The sequence below is a fragment of the Bacillus sp. NEAU-242-2 genome (assembly GCF_027853835.1).
In the GTDB taxonomy this organism is placed as follows: domain Bacteria; phylum Bacillota; class Bacilli; order Bacillales; family Bacillaceae; genus Bacillus; species Bacillus velezensis.
This window is the reverse complement of sequence record NZ_JAPNNY010000001.1, coordinates 271,758-298,531: the sequence shown is the minus strand read 5'-3', so window position 1 is coordinate 298,531 and position 26,774 is coordinate 271,758. Positions and strand designations below refer to the sequence as shown.

Genomic DNA, 26,774 nt, shown 5'->3' with positions numbered 1-26,774 from the left:
AATGAATGTCGGAAATATATCTACAGCGATGATTACCCCCTTTGACAGTAAAGGGAATGTAGACTTTCAAAAACTGTCTACATTAATCGACTATTTGTTGAAAAACGGCACGGATTCTTTAGTCGTCGCAGGCACGACCGGCGAATCCCCGACACTTTCAACGGAAGAAAAAATTGCACTCTTTGAATTTACAGTCAAAGAAGTGAACGGACGCGTGCCTGTTATTGCGGGTACAGGAAGCAACAATACGAAAGACTCCATTAAACTGACAAAAAAAGCTGAAGAAGCCGGCGTCGATTGCGTTATGCTTGTCACGCCGTATTATAATAAGCCTTCCCAAGAGGGGATGTACCGTCATTTTAAAGCCATAGCTGAAGAAACGTCTCTCCCTGTGATGCTTTACAACGTGCCGGGCAGAACGGTCGCTTCGCTTGCGCCGGAAACGGCCATCAGACTTGCGGAGATTCCGAATATCTCTGCGATTAAAGAAGCGAGCGGCGATCTTGATGCCATTACGAAAATTATTGCCGAAACACCGGAAGATTTTTACGTCTATTCAGGTGATGACGGGTTAACGCTTCCTATTCTCGCAGTCGGCGGAAGAGGAGTCGTGTCAGTGGCCAGCCATATCGTGGGTTCTGACATGCAGCAGATGATTAAAAACTATACGAACGGGCAGACGGCAACCGCGGCACTGATTCATCAGAAGCTTCTGCCGATCATGAAGGAGCTCTTTAAAGCGCCTAATCCGGCTCCGGTCAAAACGGCGCTGCAGCTGAAAGGCCTTGATGTCGGATCTGTGCGTCTTCCTCTTATCCCGCTGAATGAAGATGAACGTCTGAGCCTGAGCAGCGTCATCAGCGAACTGTAAGAAAAAATTTATACAGTTGAAATACGCGGTCATTCTCATTTTTATCGTGAGTTTGACCGTTTTGTATACATATTGGTTTTCCCTAAACCTTCCGCTTCTTCTTGTTTTCTAAAATTGATATCAGTTATAATAGGAACAAGTGATGATGGACGGGTATGAGACTAGGAGGATACAGATTTTGAAAAAGAAAAATACAGAAAACGTCAGAATTATCGCCCTTGGCGGCGTCGGAGAAATTGGGAAGAACCTATATGTCATTGAAATTGACTCAGACATATTTGTAGTGGATGCAGGGCTGATGCACCCTGAAAATGAAATGCTCGGTATTGATGTCGTCATTCCGGATATTTCCTACTTAGTAGAACGGGCTGACCGCGTGAAGGCCATCTTTCTGACACACGGGCACGATGAAAACATCGGGGGCGTCTTTTATTTATTGAACAAGCTGTTGGTGCCGGTATACGGAACGAAGCTTACGCTTGCATTACTGAGAGAAAAACTCAAGCAGTACGGGCATAATCGAAAAGCTGATTTACGTGAAGTTCACTCTAAATCAGTCATTACATTTGAATCAACGAAAGTATCGTTCTTTAAAACGATTCACAGCATTCCGGATTCAGTCGGAGTCAGCTTCAAAACATCACTTGGCTCTATTGTATGCACGGGAGACTTCAAATTTGACCAGACGCCTGCTTATCATCAATCATGTGATATTGGCGAAATTGCCAAAATCGGAAACAGCGGCGTGCTCGCCCTGCTTTCTGACAGCGCCAATGCGGAGCGCCCGGGGTATACTCCGTCAGAAGCATATGTAAGCGGTGAAATTTCCGATGCGATGAACAATTCAGAAAACCGTGTCATCATTGCTGTATTCGCGTCTAATATCAACCGGATCCAGCAAGTGATACAGGCTGCCGTCCAGAACGGCCGCAAACTTGCAATCGCCGGAAAAAATCTGCAAAACGTGCTTCAGCTTGGACGCAAGCTCGGCTATATTGAAGCCGAAGATGAAATGTTTATTCCTGTGCAGGATGTGAAAAAATATCCGAAGCGGGACGTGGCAATTGTTACAGCCGGAAGTCATGGAGAGCCGCTGGCCGCTCTTACGCGAATGGCCAAGCAGGCGCACAAGCAGCTTAACATTGAAGAAGGAGACACCGTTGTCATTGCATCAACACCGATTCCGGGGCATGAATTGATATATTCCAAAACCGTCAACCTGCTTGCCCGCGCCGGCGCTCAAGTGATTTTCGCCCAAAAACGAGTGCATGTGTCCGGTCACGGTTCGCAGGAAGAATTGAAACTCATGCTTAATTTGCTGAAACCGAAATATTTAATTCCGGTTAACGGTGAATTCAGAATGCAAAAAGCGCATTCCAAAATCGCAGAAGAGATCGGCATGAAACGCAGCGATATTTTCTTGATTGAAAAAGGTGACGTCGTTGAATTCCGCGGCCAGAATGTGAAAATCGGGGATAAAGTCACATACGGAAACGTTCTGATTGACGGCCTCGGAGTCGGCGACATCGGCAACATCGTGCTGAGAGACCGCCGCTTATTGTCACAAGACGGCATTCTCATCGTCGTGATTTCACTCGATAAGCAGAAGAAGAACCTTGTTTCAGGCCCTGAGATCATTACGCGCGGTTTTGTGTATGTCAGAGAATCAGAGGGGTTAATTGTACAAGCTACTGAGCTCGTCCGCTCTATCGTGACTGAAGCGACAGAAACATCTGCCGTAGAATGGTCCACGCTGAAACAAGCAATGCGTGATGCGCTGAATCAATTCCTTTATGAAAAAACAAAACGCAAGCCGATGATCATTCCGATCATTATGGAAGTATAATGTATACAAAGCCGGAGCGCATCATGCTCCGGCTTTGTTTTTGTTCATGTCCCGGATGGAAATCATCATCTTTGTTCATAATACAAAGAGACATTCGGAAAGGGTGAAAGATAAAATGGATCATCGTATGGAAAACACCGAGGAACAGCAGCCCGAAAAATCAGATGCGAAAGACAGCATTATGAGCAAAATTCAGCAGCTGGGAGAGACATCTCTGCCGCAAATGTCCCAAGATACCAATATTCACTGCCTGACGATCATCGGCCAAATTGAGGGGCACGTCCAGCTCCCGCCGCAAAATAAAACAACCAAATATGAACATGTCATTCCGCAAATCGTCGCCATTGAGCAAAATCCGAAAATCGAAGGACTTCTGATCATCTTAAACACCGTCGGAGGCGATGTGGAAGCGGGGCTTGCGATTGCGGAAATGCTCGCATCCTTATCAAAACCGACCGTCTCAATCGTACTCGGCGGGGGCCACTCCATAGGTGTGCCGATCGCCGTGTCATGTGATCATAGTTTTATCGCGGAGACAGCGACAATGACCATTCACCCCGTTCGGCTTACAGGTCTGGTTATCGGCGTTCCGCAAACGTTTGAATACCTGGATAAAATGCAGGAGCGGGTCGTCAACTTTGTGACCCATCATTCAAATATTTCCGAAGAAAAATTCAAAGAGCTGATGTTTTCAAAAGGAAACTTAACCAGGGACATCGGAACGAACGTAGTCGGCAAAGATGCGGCTGATTACGGACTAATTGATGACGTGGGCGGCGTCGGACAGGCGATAAAAAAGCTGAATCAGCTGATTGAGGAACGAAAGGGCGAGGAAGGAAGGATGATTCAATGATCCTTTATACCGTCATGCCCCAAGAAGTCGTTTACGGTCAGGATATAGAGAAAAGCGTGCATGAACAGGTAGATTACGCCGGTGTGCCGCTGCTGGTTGAGATGAAGGGAAATGAAGCTGAAGTCGTACAGATTTTAAGTACGAACCCGATGGATTTTCTGAATCCGGACATCGCTCCGGGACAAAAAATCAAGCTGAAAATCTAACCGGCATTCAGTCCGTTTCTCGGGGGCAAAATATGCTATAATAGGGGAATCCTACAGAAAAATGCAGCCGGCAAAAGGCTGCTTTTCTTCATGATGTATGATTTTACATTTTTTAACGCAGTAAGGTGATGAGTGTGGCAAAGAAAAAACGGAAATCTAAAAAGAAACAAGAGAGTAAGCTCAATCTAAAATACGAACTAAGCGGACTGCTCTGTGTTGCAATCTCGATTATTGCTGTTTTGCAGCTCGGCGTTGTGGGACAGACATTTGTGTACTTGTTCCGTTTTTTTGCCGGAGAGTGGTTTATTTTATGCTTAATTGCGCTCTTCCTTCTCGGAATTTCGCTGTTTTGGAAAAAGAAGAGTCCAAGCCTTTTAACGAGAAGAAAGGCGGGGTTGTACTGTATTATCGCCAGTATTTTGCTGCTGTCTCACGTGCAGCTCTTTAAAAATCTGTCTCATCACGGGTCGATTCGGTCGGCAAGTGTCATCGGCAACACGTGGGAGCTGTTTATGATTGACATGAAACAGCAGGCTGCTTCCCCTGATTTGGGCGGCGGCATGATCGGCGCGGTACTGTTTGCAGCTTCCCACTTTTTATTTGCATCAACGGGTTCACAAATCATGGCGATCGTGCTGATCTTAATGGGGCTGATTCTTGTAACGGGGCGTTCACTGCAGGAAACGCTCAAAAAGTGGACGAGCCCCGTCGGCAGGTTTATCCGCAATCAATGGCAGGCATTTCTTGAGGATATGAAGACGGTCAGAACGAATATGTCTTCGCCGAAAACAAAAACCAAATCGGGCAAAAAACAAAAACGGGTTCAAAAGAAAAAAGAAATGCCTGAGCCCGAAGAAGAGGATGAGGAAATCATTTCGCCGATCATCCATTCAGAGCCGATTATTTCAAGCTTTTCAGACCGTCAGGAAGAACGCGTCGAACCGCTGATTCCGGAAAAAACGCAGGAGACGGCGCAAGCGGCAAAAGATGAGCCTTCCGGCGGCGCTCAAGACAGTGACGAAACGGCTGCCGCTCCGCCGATGACGTTTACGGAGCTTGAAAATAAAGATTATCAAATGCCTTCATTGGACATACTGGCTGACCCGAAACATACCGGCCAGCAAACCGATAAGAAAAACATTTACGAGAATGCAAGAAAACTCGAACGGACTTTTCAAAGCTTCGGGGTAAAGGCGAAAGTGACCCAAGTTCATCTCGGCCCGGCGGTCACAAAATATGAGGTGTATCCGGACGTCGGGGTCAAAGTCAGTAAAATCGTGAATCTGAGCGATGACCTTGCGCTCGCGCTTGCCGCCAAGGATATCCGGATAGAAGCGCCGATTCCGGGTAAATCAGCAATCGGCATCGAGGTGCCCAATGCTGAAGTTGCGATGGTTTCGTTAAAAGAAGTGCTTGAATCCAAGCTCAATGACAAGCCGGACGCGAAGCTTCTGATCGGCTTGGGACGAAATATTTCCGGGGAAGCCGTGCTTGCCGAACTGAACAAAATGCCCCACCTGCTCGTAGCGGGGGCAACGGGAAGCGGAAAAAGCGTCTGTGTCAACGGTATTATTACGAGCATTCTGATGAGGGCCAAACCGCATGAAGTGAAGATGATGATGATTGACCCGAAAATGGTTGAGCTGAATGTGTATAACGGCATTCCTCATCTGCTTGCGCCGGTCGTGACAGATCCGAAAAAGGCCTCGCAGGCTTTGAAAAAGGTCGTCAATGAGATGGAGCGCCGCTATGAGCTGTTCTCCCATACGGGTACGAGAAATATAGAAGGCTATAACGACCATATAAAGCGGTCAAATGCCGAAGAAGAAGTCAAGCAGCCTGAGCTGCCATACATCGTCGTCATCGTTGACGAGCTTGCCGATCTGATGATGGTCGCTTCTTCCGATGTGGAAGATTCAATTACGAGACTTTCACAGATGGCGCGGGCGGCGGGAATTCATTTGATTATCGCGACTCAGCGGCCTTCAGTTGACGTTATTACCGGTGTTATTAAAGCCAACATTCCGTCAAGAATTGCCTTCAGTGTTTCATCTCAGACCGATTCACGGACAATTTTAGACATGGGCGGCGCTGAAAAGCTTCTGGGGCGCGGAGACATGCTGTTTCTGCCTGTAGGCGCGAATAAGCCTGTCCGGGTCCAGGGAGCATTTTTATCGGATGAAGAGGTTGAGCATGTCGTCGATCATGTGATTACGCAGCAAAAAGCGCAGTATCAAGAAGAGATGATTCCGGAAGAAGTGTCGGAAACACACAGTGAAGTAACGGATGATCTCTATGACGAAGCGGTCGATTTGATTATCGGCATGCAGACGGCATCAGTCTCCATGCTTCAAAGGCGGTTCAGAATCGGATATACGAGAGCAGCCCGTCTGATTGACGCAATGGAGGAACGGGGCGTCGTCGGGCCGTATGAAGGAAGCAAACCGAGGGAAGTACTATTATCTAAGGAACAATATGATGAGCTCTCTTCTTAAAAAGGAGAGAGTTTTCACTGAAAATGATATCACCAAAATCATTCCTATTTATTTTTTTATTAAAACATGATATAGTTGTCCCAATTGTTCAATAATTTATGAAAGTGGTTTACGGAGGGGAAACATGTCTACAAAAGCTGACAATCGTCACTTGTACCTAAAAGTGATTGAGCGAATCAAAGAGGATATACAAAACGGAATTTACACCGAAAAGGAAAAGCTTCCTTCTGAATTTGAGCTTTCAAAATCTATGGGTGTCAGCCGGGCAACTCTGCGTGAAGCTTTGCGTATCCTTGAAGAGGAGCATGTGATTATCAGAAGGCACGGTGTGGGCACTTTCGTCCATACAAAACCGCTGTTTCTTTCAGGTATTGAACAGCTCAACAGCGTGACGAAAATGATTCAGCAGGCGAACATGGTGCCGGGTACGATTTTTTTGTCGTCTCAGGTCATCACGCCGTCTGATGAAGATATCGCTAGATTCCGGCTTGAGCCTGAGCAGGAGCTTTTTTATTTGGAACGCGTGAGAACGGCAAGCGGCACTCCGGTCGTTTACTGTTTAGATTCGATTCCGATGCACATTCTGCCGAATTCTTTCTGTCATGAACAGGAATCTATTTTTGATCTTTTGGAAAAAAACTCCGGGTCTGTGATCAGCTATGCCGTTGCTGATATCGAACCGATCGGATATCACGATACGATTTCACCGGTTTTGGAATGCGAGCCGGAGACGGCGCTTTTATTGCTGAAGCAAACCCACTATAATCAGAATGATGAACCTGTGCTGTATTCATTAAATTATTTCCGGGCAGATAAGTTCAGTTTTCATGTTGTAAGAAAACGTTTTTAAGACAGACGCGTCATGTGTCTGTTTTTTTTATTTGCCGCTTCAATACATACTTTGTTTTCCGCAAGGCACAATAAAACAGGAAACAACCAAGTATAGTGAATGGGTGAATAAGTTGAGTAAGAAGAAAAATGGAACAAAAAATATCATTGCTCTGGCTTCTGTACCGCTCGTGATGACACTCGGGAATTCCATGCTGATTCCTGTGCTTCCGATGATTGAAAAGAAGCTGTCCATATCGTCTTTTCAAGTATCGTTAATTATAACGGTCTATTCGATTGTGGCTATTATTTGTATTCCGATTGCCGGATATTTGTCCGATAAATTCGGAAGAAAAAAGGTTCTTCTGCCTTGTCTTCTCATAGCCGGTGCGGGCGGAGCGCTTGCCGCGATAGCTTCCACCGCGTTCAAGCATCCTTATCCCATTATCTTGGCGGGGCGGGTGCTGCAGGGAATCGGTTCGGCAGGGGCGGCTCCTGTAGTGATGCCGTTTATCGGTGATTTATTCAAAGGGGATGATGAGCGGATTACCGCGGGGCTCGGCGACATTGAGACGTCAAACACGGCCGGAAAAGTATTAAGCCCGATTCTCGGATCGCTCTTGGCTGCATGGTTTTGGTTTATGCCGTTTTGGTTCATTCCGTTTTTTTCGCTCATCAGTTTTTTTCTCGTATTGTTTTTGGTGGCAAAGCCGGAGAAACAAAAAGAAGCGCCTTCTATTTCCGAATTTGTGAAAAATGTCGGCCGCATATTTAAGCGTGACGGACGCTGGCTCTTTACGGTATTTATCATCGGCTGCGTGATTATGTTTTTGCTGTTCGGGGTTCTTTTTTATTTATCAGACTCACTGGAGAAGAAATACGGAATTGACGGTGTGGCTAAAGGAGCGCTTTTGGCAATCCCGCTTTTATTTCTATCCGTCAGTTCATATATATCAGGCAGAAAAATCGGGAAAGACCAAGGCAAAATGAAGTTTTGCATTGTTTTCGGAATGAGTGCCGTGACACTGTCGTTTATCGGCCTATGGTGGAATCACAGTTTTTATTTATTATTTATCTTTTTGTGTGTCAGCGGTATCGGTATCGGAATAGCATTACCGGCATTAGACGCTGTCATCACAGAAGGCGTAGACAACGAGGAATCGGGAACCATCACCTCATTTTATAACAGCATGCGGTTTATCGGAGTAGCGGCGGGACCGCCGATCTTTGCTGCCCTGATGTCAAATGCAGGCTGGCTGATTTTTATTTTATCCGCTTTTTGCGGCATTGTGTCTGTATTTTTAGCGCTGTTAAATATCTCATCACAAGCTAAAGAAAAAAAGGAATCATTAAAGACGGTGTAATCTGCACTGTCTTTTTTTATTTTGAAGATTGACATGATATCGTCAAGTCGTTATCCTTTTTAATAGTTAAACATTTTAACTATTGGAAGGAGGGGGAAAAGGTGCATGAAGAAAAAGTAAAGCAGCTGATTCAGCGTTATTCCGATGTATACCTGCACGTCTTAAAAAAAATTGACAGCATTATCGCTGAAAAAGTGAACAAAGAGCTGACATTGGATCAATATTACATACTCCGCTATATTATGCTCAATCCGGATTGCAAATCAATTGAACTGGCCGCGGTGTGCCACGTCAATAAAAGCGCCATTACATCGATGACGAACCGCCTGTATGAAAAAGGCTACATCAATAGAGAACGCAGCGAAAGCGACCGCCGGAGCATACTTTTAAATGTCACGGAAAAGGGGACGGAAGTATTTCACCGTGTGGAGCGGCGGATTGAGGAACTCGTCCGTTCATATATTATGTATTTTGATGAAGACGAGGCGGAGATGTTCGTTAATACATATGAAAAATTATATCGATTGATGATGACAGAGGAGGATCAGCAGACATAATGAAAAACATTATCCGAGCCCGCTGGATCATCGCCGCGTTATGGATCGCCGCAACGGTGATATTTATGCTTACAGCGCCTGATATGGCTGAATTGACACGGGAGAAAGGGCAGATTTCCGTACCGGACGGATATTCCTCTTCTTATGCCCATGAATTGCTTGATGAAATGTCTGATTCAGATGCACCGTCTTCTTCTGCCGTCATCGTATTTCACGAAAAAGGCTTAATGACAGACAAAAAAGATCGTCTGGAAGAAGCCGTCAGCACTTTGTCTGAACAGAAAAAAGCGCTTCAGATTAAAACGGTGACTTCATACTTCGGGGAGAAAAATGACGACATCAAAAAACAGCTGCTGTCAAAAGACAGACAAACGATGCTCGTTCAGCTGCAGCTTGATACATCCAAAAACGATATCCTCGAAATAAAAAATAAAATTGATAAAGAGCTGAAACCGTACGGCGTATCATACGGCATTACAGGCCAGTCGCTGATCGACGAAGATGTGTTAAAAAGCTCACAGGACGGCTTGAAAAAGACTGAATATATAACGGTCGCTTTTATCCTGATCGTGCTGGTCCTTGTATTCCGGTCAGTGGTCGCTCCGTTTGTGCCGCTTTTATCTGTATTGATATCTTATTTAGTCAGCCAGTCGATTGTCGCATTTTTAGTCGGCCAGCTGAATTTTCCGCTCTCAACTTTTACGCAGATTTTTATGGTTGCGATTATGTTCGGAATCGGCACAGACTACTGCATTCTGCTTCTCAGCAGATTTAAAGAAGAACTGTCGCATGGCGCTGATATAAGAGAAGCGATCGTCGTCACCTACAAAACGGCCGGAAAGACGGTTTTGTACAGCGGCGGTGCGGTGCTGATCGGATTTGCCTGCATCGGATTTGCGACATTTAAGCTGTATCAGTCGGCAGCCGCCGTTGCGGTCGGTGTCGCGGTGCTGCTGCTTGCGCTCATGACGATCGTGCCGTTTTTTATGGCTGTTTTAGGAAAAAGACTGTTTTGGCCTGTTAAGGGCGATATTTCCCATCCTCAAAGCAAAGCATGGGAAACGGCAGGGCGGTTTTCATTTAAAAGGCCGCTCATCAGTCTTGCAATCGTTGCGGTATTCACCGTCCCGCCTATCCTTCTTTACAAAGGATCGCTATCTTACAACAGCCTTGACGAAATCGGGGACAAATATGAATCCGTCCGCGCGTTTAATACGATTTCAGGCGCATTCGGCCCGGGAGAACTTCTTCCGGCCACAGTCGTCATCAAAAATGATGAGCCATTAAATACCGAAAAACACCTGATTGATATCGAAAAAATCAGCAGAGAACTTGAAAAAACAGAGGGTGTAAAAACGGTCAGAAGCGCCACGCGCCCTGCCGGAAACGGATTGAATCAATTATTTGTCACAAATCAGGCAAAGCAGCTTCAAGAAGGGCTTGATAAAGGCAATACAGGACTTGAAAAAATCACGGACGGATTAGGGCATGCCGCAAAGTCGTTAGCCGATTCACAGCCGCAGATCGAAGAGTCGGGGAAAAGCGTCAATCAGCTTATTAACGGAACATTGTCTCTGAAATCCGGGCTTTCTGATATAGGAGAAAACCTGAATAAACTGCAGGCTGGCGTGAATGAGAATAAAGCCGGCGTCGCCCAGATGAGAAATCAGATTGAAGAGCAAAAACAAATGCTGACTTCACAGCTCAAACAAAACAGCGGTCTCGCTTCAGAAACGCAAAACGCTTTAAAATTGGTAAAAACCGTCCTGCCGATGAAAGATGAAGCCAGCAGACAGCTTGCCGATTTGAACAAGCAGCTTGCCCGGCTGCCGTTTGCAAAATTGGAAGCGTCAATACCGTCAGTCAAAACCGATCCCTCTTACAAAGAAATCAAATCGGCCTTTACGGGTGTACAGTCAGCCGTTTCCAAGGCAAACGCGGATGCAGAAGCGTTTTCTAAACAGGTCGACAGTCAAAAGGATCATCTGCAGCAAGCGGAAAAACAATTTGCCCGGCTGGCAGCCGCACAGAAGAAGATTGACACTCAAATTAACGCAATGATCAATGGACTGACCAGTATTGAAAACGGTCTGCAGCAAGTGTCAGACGGACAGGGGGCTCTTGCAGGACAAATGCCGCGCCTTGAATCGGCGGCAGGACAGCTCGCGGAGGGCCAGAAAAAAATGAAGAGCGGTCTCGGTGATTTTTCTTCCCGGCTCAGCGATCTTTCTTCAGGCCTTAACGATAGTGTAAAAGGGCTTAAGAAAGTATCAAGCGGCATGATGGGGGCGAATGATTACCTGGGTGAGCTTCACAAGGCGTCAGATAAAGAAATGACAGGCTGGTTTGTGCCGAGAGACGCGTTGACAAACAGTGATTTCACAAGCGTGTTTAATACGTACATGTCAGATGACAGAAAAACGACAGAATTGACCGTCGTTCTTGATAACAATCCTTACTCAAATACGGCCATTCAAGATATTCAAGCGATCAAAGCGAGCGTAAAAAGAGCCATTCCGAACACGGATCTGAAGAATGCCTCTTTCGGCGTTTCGGGAGTCTCCAGCATGAATGCCGATCTGAAAGAAGTATCGGATTCAGACTTCAAACGGACGGCAATGTTTATGCTGGCGGGAATTTTTCTGATTCTCATCATAATGCTGCGCTCTCTCATTATGCCTGTTTATTTAGTGGCGTCGCTCGTACTGACGTATTTCGCATCCATCGGCGTGACGGAATACATCTTTACACACTTCTTCGGGTATCCGGGCGTAAACTGGGCCGTACCGTTCTTCGGCTTTGTTATTTTGATGGCTCTTGGTGTGGATTATTCCATCTTTTTAATGGACCGCTTTAATGAGCTGAAAAAAGAAGGAACGGGGCCCGCAATGATCAGCAGTATGAAAAATATGGGTTCCGTCATCATTTCTGCGGCGATTATTTTAGCGGGAACCTTTGCGGCCATGCTGCCGTCAGGCGTTCTTTCCTTATTACAGATTGCAACCGTGGTATTAACAGGCCTTCTCATGTACGCAATTGTCGTCCTTCCGTTTTTTGTACCGGTCATGGTGAAAATATTCGGAAGAGCCAACTGGTGGCCTTTCAATTTGAAAAAATAACGTACAATGCCTCTGCCTGTTTTCGGGCAGAGGTTTTTTGTTTCCTTATAAATCCTCCAGTTGATATAATTACATCTGCGCACTCTTTTTTGCGAATGCTGAAATTTGGTCATAATACATACTATTAAAGAATGAACGAAGGAGGTTTCACATGACTTATGTAAATGAAATGAAGTCAAAGCACGGCGGGATCACCGCCCATATCGTAAAGACTGAGAAATTTAAAACCGTTTCGCTGACGTTTAAAATGCTGGCTCCTTTAACGAAAGAGCTCGTAACAAAAAGGGCGCTGTTTCCGCATGTGCTTCTGCGCGGAACAGAAAGCCGCCCGAAAACCGCTGATCTGCGTTCTTATTTTGATGAGCTGTACGGCACATCCGTTTCAGCTGATCTGACAAAAAAGGGAGAACGTCATGTCATTACGTTCAGACTTGAGATTCCTAATGAAAAGTATCTGAAGGACCGCACACCGCTATTGGAAAAAGGCCTTCAGCTTTTATCAGAGCTTGTCTTTTCGCCCGCTTTGGAAAACGGCGCCTTCCTGCCCCTTTATGTCACGCAGGAAAAACGGACGCTGAAACAGCGGATTCAAGCCGTATATGATGATAAGATGAGATATTCTAATCTGCGTCTCGTTCAGGAAATGTGCAAAAGCGAACCGTATGCCCTTCACGTCAACGGCGAGTTCGATGATGTTGAACACATTACACCGCAAGATTTGTATGAAGCCTATCAAAAAGCCATACGCGAAGATCAGCTGGACCTGTACGTCATCGGCGATGTTGATTCAGATCAGGTGAAAACGGCCGTTGATACGTATTTTAAAACGGAAGAACGGGAGCTGCAGCCTTTTGAAAGAAGCGCGGCGAATGAACAGCCCGATCCGAAGGAAGTCATTGATGAAGAGGACGTCAAGCAGGGCAAGCTGAATATCGGATTCCGGACCAATACGACATATACAGATCCGGATTATCCGGCATTGCAGGTGTTTAACGGGCTGTTCGGGGGGTTCTCTCATTCAAAGCTGTTTATAAATGTCCGTGAAAAAGCGAGCCTCGCCTATTATGCAGCCTCAAGGGTGGAAAGCTTCAAAGGGCTTTTGATGGTCATGTCGGGCATTGAGGTGAAAAATTATAAGCAGGCCGTCACCATAATCGAAGAACAATTTCAGGCTATGCAAAACGGTGACTTTTCAGAGGACGATATCGCCCAAACGAAAGCCGTTATTAAAAACCAAGTGTTAGAAACGATTGATACGGCATACGGCTTATCGGAATTTCTGTATCAGCAGGCTTCAGCCCAAGTGGAAATACCGATCGAAACTTTCCTCGACAATATCGAGAAAGTGACAAAAGAGGACATTATCAATGTCGGAAAGAACATTAAGCTGGATACGACTTATTTCTTAAAAGGGACGGGGGGAGCATCTTGACTAAACCGATAAACTTCGAACAGCTTCAGGAAACGCTGTATCATGAAAAAATGGCAAACGGCCTTGATGTCTATGTGCTGCCGAAACAGGGTTTTAATAAAACATACGCCGTGTTTACGACAAAGTACGGTTCCATTGACAATCAATTCGTTCCTTTAAATAAGGAAGAAATGGTACACGTCCCTGACGGAATCGCGCATTTTCTGGAGCATAAACTGTTTGAAAAAGCGGACGGCGACGTGTTTCAGGACTTCAGTAAGCAGGGGGCGTCGGCAAATGCCTTTACATCATTTACACGAACCGCTTATCTGTTCTCCAGCACTTCTAATGTAGAGAAAAACCTGGAAACACTCGTGGATTTTGTTCAGGACCCGTATTTCACGGAAAAATCAGTTGAAAAAGAAAAAGGCATCATCGGTCAGGAAATCAATATGTATGATGATAATCCGGATTGGCGGCTGTTTTTCGGCCTTATTGAAAATATGTATAAAGACCACCCCGTGAAAATTGACATTGCCGGAACGGTGGAGAGCATCTCTCATATTACGAAAGATCTGCTGTATGAGTGCTACGAAACGTTTTATCACCCGAGCAATATGCTGCTCTTTATCGTCGGTCCCGTAGATCCTGAAGCGGTCATCAGCCAGGTGCGGAAAAACCAGGAGAAAAAGCCGTTTACAGACCAGCCTGAAATCAAACGTAAAGAGGTTCAGGAGCAGGAAGCGGTTTTCCGCCGGGAGCAGGAATTAAAAATGAACGTGCAAGGCTCAAAATGTCTTGTCGGCTTAAAGGCGAAAGACCCTTATAAAACGGGGCGGGAGCTGTTGAAGCACGAGCTCAGCATGAACCTCATGCTTGAATGTCTCTTCGGAAAAAGCTCACCGCATTACGGCAACTTGTACGATAAAGGCTACATTGATGAAACCTTCAGCTTTGATTACACGGCTGAATACGGATTCGGTTTTGCCTCTGTCGGAGGAGATACACCGGAGCCGGATAAGCTCGCTGACGAATTAAAACAGATGCTGCTTGATGCAGAATCAGCCGTGACTGCGGAAAAACTTGACCTTGCGAGAAAAAAGAAAATCGGGTCATTTTTAAAAGCGCTCAATTCACCTGAATATATCGCCAACCAATTCACACGCTACGCCTTTTTAGATATGAGTCTGTTTGATGTCGTAACCGTACTGGAGCAGATCACCCTGGAAGACGTAAAGCGGGTCATTAAAGAAGAAATATCAGAAGACAGGCTGACAGTCTGCAAAGTCGTGCCAAAATCATAACAAAACATCCCTCACGCCCTGAGGGATGTTTTTCTGGGGAAAGAAGGAGTATTGATTGATGAAACAGACAGCGCTCGTAACCGGAGCAAGCGGCGGAATCGGACAAAGTATAAGTGAAGTCCTCGCAAAAAACGGATATGACGTCCTTTTGCATTATCATTCTCATAAGGAAGCCGCACACAGGCTTGCGGAAAGGCTGAGCGCATCATTCGGCGTAAAAGCCTCCGTTATACAGGCGGATCTGTCCTCACCGGATGGCGCGGAGACACTCAGCCGTTCCGTTAAGCAGCCTGTGGATGCTCTGATATTAAACAGCGGCAAAAGTCATTTCGGCCTGATTACGGACGTTACGGATGACACGGCGCGGGAGATGGTGCAGCTGCATGTGACGAGTCCGTTTCTTTTGGCGCGTAATCTGGTGCCCGGCATGATCCGGAAAAAAAGCGGGGGCATCGTCGCGATCGGTTCCGTCTGGGGAGAAACAGGCGCATCGTGCGAGGTATTATACAGCATGGTCAAAGGAGCGCAGCATTCGTTCGTCAAAGCGCTTGCCAAAGAGCTCGCTCCGAGCGGCGTCCGCGTGAATGCAATATCGCCGGGTGCCGTTGATACAAATATGCTTGATCAGTTCACGTCTGATGAAAAAGAAGCGTTGGCAGAGGAAATTCCCGCGGGCCGGCTGGCGAAGCCGGAGGAAATCGCCGAAGCGGCGGCCTTTTTATTATCGGACAAGGCTTCCTATATTACGGGGCATATATTATCCGTAAACGGCGGCTGGCACTGCTGAAAAAATGTGTGTATAGTTTGCATCTGCACGGACAAAATAATTTTGTAACAACAGATGAAATGGAGGAACCCAACATGTCAGTATTAGAAAACTGGGATAATTGGAAGAATTTCCTTGGCGACAGATTGAACTATGCGCAGGAAAAAGGGATGAGTGATGAAACAATCACTGACCTCGCTACAGAAATCGGCGGTTACCTTGCGAACGAAGTCGACTCGAAAAACCATCAGGAAAAAGTGCTTGCTGATCTTTGGAGCGTTGCTTCTGAAGATGAACAGCGCGCCATCGCAAATATGATGGTGAAGCTTGTTGAAAATAACAGCACTCATTAAGAGGGGGGATTTCTCCTCTCTTTTTTTATGTTTTCCTCTATAGAGCAACATTCTTCTTTCTAATTAGAGAAAAATGTTTTATGATAAAGGAAGGTAAAAATTTGCCACAATGGAGGGGGTATATCATTTGGCAAAGCTCGAATGGTATTTTGAATATGAAATTCAAGTGAACCGCCCCGGCCTGCTCGGGGATATTTCATCTCTTCTCGGGATGCTGTCAATTAATATTGTCACAATTAACGGTGTCGACCTTTCCAGAAGGGGAATGCTGCTCAGATGCCGGCATATAGATCAAATTAAACGATTGGAATCAATTTTAAAAACAATGGAGACCATTAAAGTAACGAAGCTGAGAGAACCGAGGCTTCGCGACCGTCTCGCAGTCCGCCACGGAAGATACATTCAGCGTGATGCCGATGACAAAAAAACCTTCCGTTTTGAAAGGGACGAGCTCGGTCTTCTGGTTGACTTTATGGCCGAGCTGTTTAAAAAAGAAGGGCACAAACTGATCGGAATCCGAGGAATGCCGAGGGTCGGAAAAACGGAGTCCATCGTTGCGTCAAGCGTTTGTGCCAGCAAAAGATGGCTTTTCGTATCATCAACGCTGCTAAAACAAACGATCCGGAGCCAGCTGGTTGCCGATGAATACAGCACGGAAAACGTGTTTATCCTCGACGGCATCGTTTCGACAAGACGGGGATCTGAGCGCCATCTTCAGCTCGTCAGTGAAATTATGCGGCTTCCGGCGACAAAGGTCGTGGAGCACCCCGATATTTTTGTTCAAAATTCGGAGTATACGCTCGATGATTTCGATTATATTATCGAACTCAGAAATGATCCTGACGAAGTCATTACATATGAACATGCAGAAGAACCGCAAATGTTTGATCAGACCGGTTTTTCAAGCTTTGATTTTTAATATTGGAAGGTGTTTGTTGTGACAGAATTAGCAATCCGGCTTAAAGAAGCCAGAGAGGAAAAAGGGATGTCATTGGATGAACTCCAGGCGGCGACGAAAATTCAGAAAAGATACTTAACCGCTCTGGAAGAAGGCAATTATGACGTCATTCCCGGCAATTTTTATGTGCGGGCGTTTATCAAGCAATACGCTGAAGCTGTCGGGCTTGATTCAGATCAGTTATTTGAAGAATATAAAAAAGACATCCCTAACACGTACCATGACGATGTGTCGGAAAAAATCTCCGGTCTCGCCATGCAAAGGGAGCTTCCTAAGTCCGCTTCAAAGGCGGCGGAATGGCTTCCGACCGTCCTTGTCGTCATCGGTGTCATTATCGTCATCGCGATCATTTATGCGATTATTCAGTTCGGAATGAGCAAATCCGGGCAGACAGACGGAGATAAGGCCGTCACCCAAAGTGAGAGCAAGTATGAGATTCCTAAGGATTCTGCGCTGAAAAACGACGGCAATACAAACGACGAAGCGCAATCTGACAGCAAAAAAGACAAAAAGGACACAAAAGCGTCAGAGCAGAAAAAGAAAGAAAAAAGCAGTGATAAGACGGAGATCAAAGCGGCCGGAACGGAAGGCTCGGCTTCTTCATACAACGTCTCCGGGGCAGATAAGTATAAGCTTGAACTGATTGCTTCTGACAGCGCATGGATCCGCGTCCGTGATGACAGCGGCGGTTCTTTAAAAGAAGGAACGCTGCAAAAAGGCGAAACCTTTAAAAAAGACGTCACGGATCAAAAGCAGATTGAAATCCGCACGGGCTATGCCCCTAACCTGAAAATTAAAATCAACGGAGAGGTTCTGTCCTATGAACTCAATCCGCATGATGTGATGGCGCAGACCATCACAATCAAGATGAAAAAACAAAAGGGGAAAAGTCATCTGAACGATTAAGATGACTTTTTCTTCACGTCCGAGTACATATTATTGGAGGGGCTTTATGTTTAACTTACCGAATAAAATCACACTGGCAAGAATCGCTTTAATTCCTGTATTTATGATTATCATGCTTGTTCCTTTTCATTGGGGCAGCGTTCATATAGGGGATGAATCGATTCCGGTCGCGCATCTTACGGGAGCTGTTTTATTCATTATCGCATCAACGACTGACTGGGTGGATGGCTACTACGCCAGAAAACTGAACCTCGTGACAAACTTCGGGAAATTTTTAGATCCGCTGGCTGACAAACTGCTGGTGTCCGCGGCATTAATTACGCTTGTGCAATTTGACCTTGCGCCGGCGTGGATGGTCATCATCATCATCAGCCGCGAATTTGCCGTAACGGGATTAAGACTTGTGCTGGCGGGAACGGGGGAAGTTGTAGCCGCCAATATGCTGGGGAAAATTAAAACATGGGCCCAGATCATCGCTGTTGCCGCGCTTTTGCTGCATAATCTTCCGTTTGAGCTCGTTTCTTTCCCGTTCGGCGATATCGCTTTATGGGTGGCCGTGCTCTTCACAGTCATTTCCGGCTGGGATTATTTTGCGAAGAACTGGGATGCGTTAAAAACATCTAACTAAGGAAGAAGGACTTAAAGATGGAAATAGCAAAAAAAGCAGAAATCATTGCGGTCGGCTCGGAGCTTCTGCTCGGCCAGATCGCCAATACAAACGCGCAGTTTATCAGTAAAGAGCTGGCGGAAATCGGTGTAAACGTGTTTTACCATACCGCTGTCGGTGACAATCCGGAGCGGCTTAAGCAAGTCATCCGCATTGCCGAAGAGCGCTCAGATCTGATTATTTTTTCAGGCGGCCTCGGACCGACCAAGGACGATTTAACGAAAGAAACCATTGCAAACACACTGGGGCGCCCGCTCGTTCTGAATGACGAAGCATTCCGGTCGATCGAAGAATATTTCGTGAAAACAAAACGGACCATGTCGCCGAATAACCGCAAACAGGCGCTCGTTATTGAGGGCTCGGACGTTTTGGCGAATCATTTCGGCATGGCGCCGGGAATGCTTGCAGAGCACGGCTCAAGGCTTTATATGCTGCTTCCCGGACCGCCGAGCGAGCTGCGTCCGATGTTTGAAAATGAAGCGAAGCCGCTGCTTCTTAAAAAGCTCGGTTCTAATGAGAAAATTGTTTCAACCGTGCTGCGTTTTTTCGGAATCGGTGAATCCCAGCTTGAAGCTGATTTAGAAGATATCATTGACGCGCAGACGAATCCGACGATTGCGCCGCTTGCTGCTGACGGCGAGGTCACGCTGCGTTTAACGGCGAAACATGCTGACGAAAAAGAAACAGAACGGCTTTTAAAAGAAACGGAAGCCGCCATTTTAGAACGTGTCGGTGAATTTTTCTACGGATATGATGATACGTCCCTGGTGAAGGAGCTTTCAAAAGCATGCAGACAAAACAAAATCACGATTTCTTCTGCCGAAAGCTTTACAGGCGGCCTGTTTTCAGAGTGGGTGACTGATTTAAGCGGTGCGTCTCAACTATTTGCAGGGGGCGTTGTCTGCTATTCCGACAGCGTGAAACAGCATGTGCTCGGCGTGAAAGCTGAGACGCTCGCAGAAAGCGGAGCGGTCAGCAAAGAGTGTGCGAAAGAGCTTGCAGCCGGTGTGAGAAAGCTGACCGGAAGCGATATCGGCATCAGCTTTACCGGAGTTGCGGGCCCCGATCCGCAGGAAGGGCATGCGCCGGGCCGCGTCTTTATCGGCATTTCAGCGGAAGGAAAAGAAGAGGTGCACGAATTTCACTTTGCCGGCTCAAGAACCGGAATCAGAAAGCGCGCCGCTAAATACGGCTGCCATCTCATTTTAAAAATGCTGGATCAAAAATAAAGTTTTAAAGAGCCGTTTTCTCTGATTTTTAAGTTTTATAAGGGAACTTATGCTCTTTTGCAGAAAAGCGAACGCGGAAAAAATCCGAATATGCGTTCGCTTTTTTCTTGGCAAATGCCAGTAAACAAGGTATAGTATATGTAGTGGCAAGATAAAGGAGGAAAAAATAAATGAGTGATCGTCAGGCAGCCTTAGATATGGCTCTTAAGCAAATAGAAAAACAATTCGGCAAAGGTTCCATCATGAAGCTCGGAGAAAAAACGGATACAAGAATTTCAACGGTGCCAAGCGGCTCCCTTGCACTTGATACCGCTCTCGGAATAGGCGGATACCCGCGTGGACGGATTATTGAAGTATACGGACCTGAAAGTTCAGGTAAAACGACTGTAGCGCTTCACGCAATCGCTGAGGTTCAAGAAAAAGGCGGACAGGCCGCATTTATTGATGCTGAGCATGCTCTTGATCCTGTTTACGCGCAAAAGCTCGGTGTCAATATCGAAGAGCTTCTGCTTTCTCAGCCGGATACGGGAGAGCAGGCGCTTGAGATTGCTGAAGCGCTGGTGCGAAGCGGAGCTGTTGATATCGTAGTCGTTGACTCTGTTGCGGCGCTTGTTCCAAAAGCTGAAATTGAAGGTGACATGGGTGATTCACACGTCGGTTTACAGGCGCGTCTTATGTCTCAGGCGCTCCGTAAGCTTTCCGGCGCCATCAATAAATCTAAAACAATCGCAATCTTTATTAACCAGATTCGTGAAAAAGTCGGCGTTATGTTTGGAAATCCGGAGACGACACCGGGCGGCCGCGCGCTGAAATTCTATTCTTCCGTGCGCCTTGAAGTGCGCCGTGCCGAGCAATTAAAGCAGGGTAACGACGTCATGGGGAATAAAACGAGAATTAAAGTCGTAAAAAACAAAGTCGCTCCTCCGTTCCGTACGGCTGAAGTGGACATTATGTACGGTGAAGGAATCTCCAAAGAAGGGGAAATCATCGACCTTGGAACTGAACTGGATATCGTGCAAAAAAGCGGTTCGTGGTATTCTTATGAAGAAGAACGCCTCGGTCAGGGCCGTGAAAACGCCAAGCAGTTCTTAAAAGAAAATAAAGACATCATGCTGATGATTCAGGAACAAATCCGTGAATATTACGGTTTAGACAATAACGGTGTAACGGACAAAGCGGAAGAAGTTCAGGAAGAGATGGAATTAGAAGAATAAAAACACGATCAAAAGAGCGGAGTAAGCAATTTCCGCTCTTTTTTTTGTGTGTTTCAAAAAACACTGGCTGTTTCGGAAAATTTTATCTGGAATGTTACAACTTTTTTCACCCTTCACTCGTCTAACATCATGGCGAAAGTTGAAATTATATCTGAGGAGGAAAAAAGATGACGAGCCCCCGCCGCACAAGAATAAATAAAAAAAGAAAGAAGAAGCTGATGAAAACGGGAGGGCTGTTTCTTTTTCTGCTGCTTGTCACTGTTTTTATTATGATCTGGACCGTCACAGCGCATCATCGGGAGAAGGAATCCGTTAAAAATGCTCCCGCCGCTCAATCTGATACTTCAAAAGACCAGACTCAACAGAAAAAAGAAAAGACGCAAAAAGAGAAAACACCTAAATCAATCGATCGCAATAAACAGATCAGCAATTACTTGCAACAGATCGGGTTCAGCGGCACAGCAATGATCGTAAAAGATGGAAAAGTTGTGCTGAAAAAAGGCTTTGGCTATGCGGACCGAAAACAAAAAATTAAAAACAATCCGGAGACATCATATTATATCGGTTCTTCACAAAAAGCGTTAATCGCGACGGCTGTCCTGCAGCTTGAAGAAAAAGGGCTGCTGCAGACGAGTGACCCCGTCAGTACATACTTGCCGAATTTTCCTAACGGCACGCGCATTACATTGAAAAACCTGCTCAATCATACGTCCGGCATAAACGGGCATATTGAGGGTCGGGGACCGATTTCTCCAATTGATTTAATCAAGGATATAGAATACCGCGGAATTAAACGGCAGCCCGGGGTTTGGGATTACAGGGATTCCAACTATTCAGTGCTTGCTTATATCGTATCTCAGGTCAGCGGGGAGTCTTATGAACAATATATAAAAGAACACGTGTTCAAACCGGCCGGAATGAAGCATGCCGGATTTTACAAAACATTTGCTGAAGCTAAATATCCTGCCGTCGGCTACAAAGTCGATGAGAGCGGCAGTCTTGTAACGCCGCACCTTTTGGATTTATCGCAGCTGTACGGGGCGGGCGATATGTATATGAGCGCTGAAGATCTCTATAAATTTGATAAAGCGATCGTAAACGGCACGCTCCTTTCAAAAGAAAGCTTCACAAAAATGTTTACAGCAGGAAGCAGTGCCGCTTACGGGATGGGGTTTTACATTGATCCGGGAAGCTATTCCAATCACGGTGTTATGCCCGGTTACAACATTTTGAACAGCTTCAGCCATTCGGCAAGCAAATATGTCATATTACTGTCAAACATTCAGAATAACGCCAAATTAGGACAGGTAAACAATAGAATTTACCAATTGCTTAACCAGGCGGACTGACAGAGCCGTCATTCACGAAAAGCGGATGAAGGTATGGTATGATATATACATGGGCGGCGATCCGAGCTGAAGGCGAATCGTTAAGCTGGCAAGCTTGACAAGTATTTCCGACACAATTACAATGAAGTTGTAACATTTGTTTTTTTAACATGATTGTTAAACCATTTAAACTTGACAAGGGCATGAGAGACTCATTCCCTGTGAAGGTTCTGTATGTTGAGAAAATCAGACAATGTACATGCCGGCACTTATTTAAGCAAAAACCAAGTTCATAGCAAGAGGAGGTGAAAGTATGACCCCAATGACGGTTCTCATCTCCATTTTGCTGACTCTGCTCGGTTTAGTTGTTGGCTACTATGTTCGTAAAACCATTGCCGAAGCAAAGATTGCGGGCGCACGCGGTGCTGCCGAGCAAATCCTTGAAGATGCAAAGCGTGATGCTGAAGCACTGAAAAAAGAAGCTCTGCTTGAAGCAAAGGACGAAATCCATACACTTCGAATAGATGCTGAACAGGAAGTTCGTGAAAGACGAAATGAGCTTCAAAAACAAGAAAACCGTTTACTTCAAAAAGAAGAAAATCTTGACCGTAAACACGAAGGAATTGATAAACGGGAAGCGATGTTGGAGAAGAAAGATCATTCTCTGAATGAACGACAACAACATATTGAAGAGATGGAAAGCAAAGTGGATGAGATGATTCGTATGCAGCAGTCAGAACTCGAACGCATTTCGAGCCTGACACGGGATGAAGCGAAACAAATCATTCTTGACCGGGTTGAAAATGAGCTTTCACATGACATCGCCATCATGACAAAAGAAACCGAAAACCGTGCGAAAGAAGAGGCAGATAAAAAGGCGAAAAACATTCTGTCGCTTGCTTTGCAGCGCTGTGCAGCAGATCATGTTGCCGAAACGACGGTATCGGTCGTCAATCTTCCGAATGATGAGATGAAAGGACGTATCATCGGCCGTGAAGGGCGTAACATTCGTACGCTTGAAACGCTTACAGGTATTGACCTGATTATTGATGACACACCTGAAGCAGTCATTCTTTCCGGATTTGATCCGATCAGACGGGAGACGGCAAGAATTGCTCTTGATAAACTCGTTCAGGATGGCCGTATTCATCCGGCGCGCATTGAAGAAATGGTTGAAAAATCCCGCCGTGAGGTTGATGACTATATCCGGGAAATGGGTGAGCAGACGACGTTTGAAGTCGGCGTTCACGGACTTCACCCGGATCTGATCAAGATCCTCGGCCGGTTGAAATTCCGTACAAGCTACGGGCAGAACGTACTGAAACATTCTATGGAAGTTGCGTTTTTAGCCGGTTTAATGGCTTCCGAGCTTGGAGAAGATGCAAAGCTTGCCAAGCGGGCCGGTCTTCTGCATGACATCGGAAAAGCAATTGACCATGAAGTGGAAGGAAGCCACGTGGAAATCGGAGTGGAGCTTGCGACCAAATATAAAGAGCATCCAGTCGTCATTAACAGTATTGCGTCACACCACGGAGACGAAGAGCCGACTTCCATTATCGCCGTTCTGGTCGCTGCCGCTGATGCACTGTCAGCCGCAAGACCGGGCGCGAGAAGTGAAACGCTCGAAAACTATATCCGCAGACTTGAAAAGCTTGAAGAAATCTCCGAGTCTTACGAAGGTGTTGAAAAATCATTTGCGATTCAGGCCGGCCGTGAAGTTCGCATCATGGTGAAGCCGGACTCCATTAATGATTTAGAAGCCCATCGTTTGGCGCGTGATATCCGTAAACGAATTGAGGACGAGCTTGATTATCCGGGCCACATTAAAGTGACCGTAATCAGAGAAACTCGAGCCGTAGAGTATGCAAAATAAAGTGATGCTTAGCGCATCACTTTATTTTTTTGAGTCCCTGAAAAGGAAGGAATGGAATGTATGAGAATTTTATTTATCGGAGATGTTGTCGGTTCCCCGGGCCGCGACATGGTAAAAGAATATGTCCCGAAACTGAAAGCGAAACATAAACCGCATTTTACAATTATTAACGGAGAAAATGCAGCACACGGAAAAGGACTGACGGAAAAGATCTACCACAGCCTGATGGAAGCGGGAGCAGATGCTATTACAATGGGAAACCATACGTGGGATAAAAGAGAGATCTTCGACTTTATTGATGATGTGCCGCATCTTGTCCGGCCGGCGAATTTCCCGGAAGGTACGCCGGGCAAAGGCATTACTTATATTAAATCGAATGGAAAAGAGCTTGCCGTCATTAATTTACAGGGACGGACGTTTCTTCCGCCGCTTGATGATCCGTTTGCTAAAGCGGATGAATTAATAGAAGAAGCGAAAAAGCGCACACCGTACATTTTTATTGATTTTCACGCCGAAGCGACAAGCGAAAAAATTGCGATCGGCTGGTACACAGACGGAAGAGCCTCTGCCGTGGTAGGCACCCATACACACGTGCAAACGGCAGATAACCGCATTTTGCCGAAGGGAACGGCATATATTACTGATGTAGGCATGACGGGTCCGTACGACGGAATTCTCGGTATGGACAGAGAAACGGTCATCAAGCGGTTTAAAACCAATCTTCCCGTCCGGTTTACGGTGGCGGAAGGTAAAACTACGCTGAGCGGAGTGCTCATTGACATCGACGATCAAACGAAAAAGGCCGTAAATATCGAACGGATATTAATCAATGATGACCATATGTTCTTTGAATAGGTGATCATGTGTTTATTTTATAAAAATATTAAAAGGAAAAGCAGGAATATAGCAACTTCTTAGTGAATATAGTAGAAATGGAAGGTAGCCCGCTATTTTTGAAAAGCATTGTGGGGATGGCTTTTTGGATAGCAACATCTAATAATGATTGTTCTAATGAACACTCACTTATCCATTGTAAAACTAAGGGGGAGCAGAAATGGAAATCTTAAAAGTTTCAGCAAAATCAAGTCCAAATTCAGTAGCAGGCGCGCTTGCCGGCGTATTGAGGGAACGCGGAGCCGCCGAAATTCAAGCAATTGGGGCGGGTGCCTTAAACCAGGCTGTTAAAGCGGTTGCGATTGCCAGAGGCTTTGTCGCGCCAAGCGGCGTAGATTTGATTTGTATTCCGGCTTTTACAGATATACAGATTGACGGAGAAGAAAGAACGGCGATTAAGTTAATCGTCGAACCCCGTTAAAAACAAAAACATGACATTCTCAACCTGCTTGCGTAAGGCGAGCAGGTTGTTTTTATTGCTGTCATATTTTCTCACAATATTATATTAATAGTACGAAGAGATGATAAATGGCTTTATTCATATAATATTCAAAAAAAATCCCGCCCATTTTTCCGGACGGAAGCAGTTGTTTTCTTGGAGTGGACACTGGTATTTACCTCCTTTTTAACTCATGTTACAATCCAGTTATTACAGTGTTTTTTCGAGGAGGAGTGTACATGTTGGGAGGAAAGATGAAAGCTATCGTCAAAAATGAAAACGCTTTCGGAGCAACTCTGAAAGAAATTCCCATACCTTCCATTAATGAGAATGAAGTTCTCATTAAAGTACAGGCCGCATCTATATGCGGTACAGATGTGCATATTTATAATTGGGATCAATGGGCGCAGAAACGAATCAAAACACCTCAAGTATTCGGACATGAATTCAGCGGTATCGTAGCGGAAACAGGCAAGCACGTCACAAATGTCAAAATAGGTGACTACGTTTCGGCTGAAACCCACTTCGTCTGCGGTACTTGTGTCCCGTGTTTAACAGGAAAACATCATGTGTGCACCCATACAAAGATACTCGGCGTAGATACAGCCGGCTCCTTCGCTGAATATGTCAAAGTGCCGGCCCGAAATGTTTGGAAAAACCCCGCTGATATGGACCCCGCCGTCGCCTCTGTTCAAGAGCCGCTTGGCAACGCGGTGCATACGGTGCTGGAAAGCAGCCGGCTTGCGGGTGGTTCCGCTGCAATTATCGGCTGCGGACCGATCGGGCTGATGGCGGTGGCGGTGGCTAAAGCGGCCGGTGCATCCCGTATTGCGGCCATTGATAAAAATGATTACAGGCTGGCTCTTGCGAAGAAATTGGGAGCTGCGATCACCATTTCAGCTGACGAGGAAGATCCGCTTGAGGTGATCGACACCTTAACAGGCGGAGAAGGGATCGACCTTGTCTGCGAAATGTCAGGCCACCCGGCAGCCATAACACAAGGATTAAAGATGGCGGCCAACGGGGGAAGGTTCCACATGCTGAGTCTGCCGGAACGTCCGGTAACGGTTGACCTGACAAATGACGTGGTGTTTAAAGGACTTACCGTCCAAGGCATCACAGGCAGAAAAATGTTTGAAACATGGCGGCAGGTATCGCACCTGCTTGAATCCGGCCTTGTTGATCTGACGCCGGTGATCACGCATCAGTTTCCGCTTGAAGACTTTGAAAAAGGGTTTGACCTGATGAGAAAGGGACAGTGCGGCAAAGTCATTTTGATTCCATAAGGGGAGG

General features: G+C 46.0%; 23 protein-coding genes. All 23 read left to right on the top strand.

The window, feature by feature from the left end; genetic code table 11:
- The first annotated feature begins 1 nt into the window (after position 1).
- The 23 genes from dapA (at position 2) to tdh (ending at position 26,767) form a co-directional block, all read left to right on the top strand.
- Positions 2–871, top strand: coding sequence for a 4-hydroxy-tetrahydrodipicolinate synthase (gene dapA, locus OWN49_RS00905; RefSeq protein ID WP_003154166.1), 870 nt, complete (start codon positions 2–4; stop codon positions 869–871).
- Positions 872–1,049: 178 nt separating this feature from the next.
- Positions 1,050–2,717: a ribonuclease J2 gene (gene rnjB / locus OWN49_RS00900; RefSeq protein WP_176283321.1), complete on the top strand. Its 1,668-nt coding sequence runs from the start codon at positions 1,050–1,052 to the stop codon at positions 2,715–2,717.
- Positions 2,718–2,832: 115 nt separating this feature from the next.
- Complete coding sequence (locus OWN49_RS00895) at positions 2,833–3,570, top strand: ClpP family protease (protein WP_025851243.1); 738 nt, start codon at positions 2,833–2,835, stop codon at positions 3,568–3,570.
- Positions 3,567–3,776, top strand: coding sequence for a YlzJ-like family protein (locus OWN49_RS00890; RefSeq protein WP_176283322.1), 210 nt, complete (start codon positions 3,567–3,569; stop codon positions 3,774–3,776). The genes OWN49_RS00895 and OWN49_RS00890 overlap by 4 nt, the downstream gene beginning before the upstream one ends.
- Before the next feature lie 134 nt (positions 3,777–3,910).
- Positions 3,911–6,271, top strand: a complete 2,361-nt coding sequence (locus OWN49_RS00885; protein WP_176283323.1) for an FtsK/SpoIIIE family DNA translocase — start codon at positions 3,911–3,913, stop codon at positions 6,269–6,271.
- Between the two features lie 124 nt (positions 6,272–6,395).
- Positions 6,396–7,121: a GntR family transcriptional regulator gene (locus tag OWN49_RS00880; RefSeq protein ID WP_176283324.1), complete on the top strand. Its 726-nt coding sequence runs from the start codon at positions 6,396–6,398 to the stop codon at positions 7,119–7,121.
- Between the two features lie 112 nt (positions 7,122–7,233).
- Positions 7,234–8,463, top strand: a complete 1,230-nt coding sequence (locus OWN49_RS00875) for an MFS transporter (RefSeq protein WP_003154158.1) — start codon at positions 7,234–7,236, stop codon at positions 8,461–8,463.
- 101 nt (positions 8,464–8,564) lie between these two features.
- A complete protein-coding gene (locus OWN49_RS00870; RefSeq protein WP_167860143.1) occupies positions 8,565–9,020 on the top strand; it encodes a MarR family winged helix-turn-helix transcriptional regulator in 456 nt (151 codons plus the stop codon).
- Entirely contained in the window at positions 9,020–12,139 is a 3,120-nt protein-coding gene (locus tag OWN49_RS00865; protein ID WP_176283325.1) for an MMPL family transporter, read from the top strand. The genes OWN49_RS00870 and OWN49_RS00865 overlap by 1 nt, the downstream gene beginning before the upstream one ends.
- A gap of 151 nt (positions 12,140–12,290) precedes the next feature.
- Positions 12,291–13,571 (top strand): EF-P 5-aminopentanol modification-associated protein YfmF, encoded by a 1,281-nt coding sequence (gene yfmF / locus OWN49_RS00860; RefSeq protein ID WP_094246928.1) that lies wholly within the window; start codon positions 12,291–12,293, stop codon positions 13,569–13,571.
- On the top strand, positions 13,568–14,854 hold the full coding sequence (gene yfmH / locus OWN49_RS00855; protein WP_156735030.1) for an EF-P 5-aminopentanol modification-associated protein YfmH: 1,287 nt from the start codon (positions 13,568–13,570) through the stop codon (positions 14,852–14,854). Before yfmF ends, yfmH begins: the two co-directional genes overlap by 4 nt.
- 58 nt (positions 14,855–14,912) lie before the next feature.
- The gene (gene ymfI / locus OWN49_RS00850; protein ID WP_176283326.1) at positions 14,913–15,641 is read left to right on the top strand and encodes an elongation factor P 5-aminopentanone reductase; all 729 of its coding nucleotides are present in this window, start codon (positions 14,913–14,915) and stop codon (positions 15,639–15,641) included.
- A 74-nt stretch (positions 15,642–15,715) separates the two neighbouring features.
- Complete coding sequence (locus OWN49_RS00845) at positions 15,716–15,973, top strand: DUF3243 domain-containing protein (protein ID WP_003154150.1); 258 nt, start codon at positions 15,716–15,718, stop codon at positions 15,971–15,973.
- Between the two features lie 127 nt (positions 15,974–16,100).
- Positions 16,101–16,892, top strand: coding sequence for a DUF3388 domain-containing protein (locus OWN49_RS00840; RefSeq protein ID WP_003154149.1), 792 nt, complete (start codon positions 16,101–16,103; stop codon positions 16,890–16,892).
- Positions 16,893–16,910: 18 nt separating this feature from the next.
- Positions 16,911–17,837: a helix-turn-helix domain-containing protein gene (locus OWN49_RS00835; protein ID WP_077722210.1), complete on the top strand. Its 927-nt coding sequence runs from the start codon at positions 16,911–16,913 to the stop codon at positions 17,835–17,837.
- A 46-nt stretch (positions 17,838–17,883) separates the two neighbouring features.
- Positions 17,884–18,465: a CDP-diacylglycerol--glycerol-3-phosphate 3-phosphatidyltransferase gene (gene pgsA / locus OWN49_RS00830; RefSeq protein ID WP_003154147.1), complete on the top strand. Its 582-nt coding sequence runs from the start codon at positions 17,884–17,886 to the stop codon at positions 18,463–18,465.
- A 17-nt stretch (positions 18,466–18,482) separates the two neighbouring features.
- Positions 18,483–19,733 (top strand): competence/damage-inducible protein A, encoded by a 1,251-nt coding sequence (locus OWN49_RS00825; RefSeq protein WP_077722211.1) that lies wholly within the window; start codon positions 18,483–18,485, stop codon positions 19,731–19,733.
- Between the two features lie 170 nt (positions 19,734–19,903).
- A complete protein-coding gene (gene recA / locus OWN49_RS00820) occupies positions 19,904–20,947 on the top strand; it encodes a recombinase RecA (protein ID WP_003154145.1) in 1,044 nt (347 codons plus the stop codon).
- Between the two features lie 167 nt (positions 20,948–21,114).
- Positions 21,115–22,296 carry a serine hydrolase domain-containing protein gene (locus tag OWN49_RS00815; protein WP_077722212.1) on the top strand — a complete coding sequence of 394 codons (1,182 nt, stop codon included), beginning with the start codon at positions 21,115–21,117 and terminating at the stop codon, positions 22,294–22,296.
- A 292-nt stretch (positions 22,297–22,588) separates the two neighbouring features.
- A complete protein-coding gene (gene rny, locus OWN49_RS00810; protein WP_003154140.1) occupies positions 22,589–24,148 on the top strand; it encodes a ribonuclease Y in 1,560 nt (519 codons plus the stop codon).
- Positions 24,149–24,208: 60 nt separating this feature from the next.
- Positions 24,209–25,003, top strand: coding sequence for a TIGR00282 family metallophosphoesterase (locus tag OWN49_RS00805; protein WP_003154137.1), 795 nt, complete (start codon positions 24,209–24,211; stop codon positions 25,001–25,003).
- 199 nt (positions 25,004–25,202) lie between these two features.
- Positions 25,203–25,463, top strand: coding sequence for a stage V sporulation protein SpoVS (gene spoVS / locus OWN49_RS00800; RefSeq protein WP_003154135.1), 261 nt, complete (start codon positions 25,203–25,205; stop codon positions 25,461–25,463).
- A 257-nt stretch (positions 25,464–25,720) separates the two neighbouring features.
- Complete coding sequence (tdh, locus tag OWN49_RS00795; RefSeq protein WP_043867101.1) at positions 25,721–26,767, top strand: L-threonine 3-dehydrogenase; 1,047 nt, start codon at positions 25,721–25,723, stop codon at positions 26,765–26,767.
- Positions 26,768–26,774: the final 7 nt, after the last annotated feature.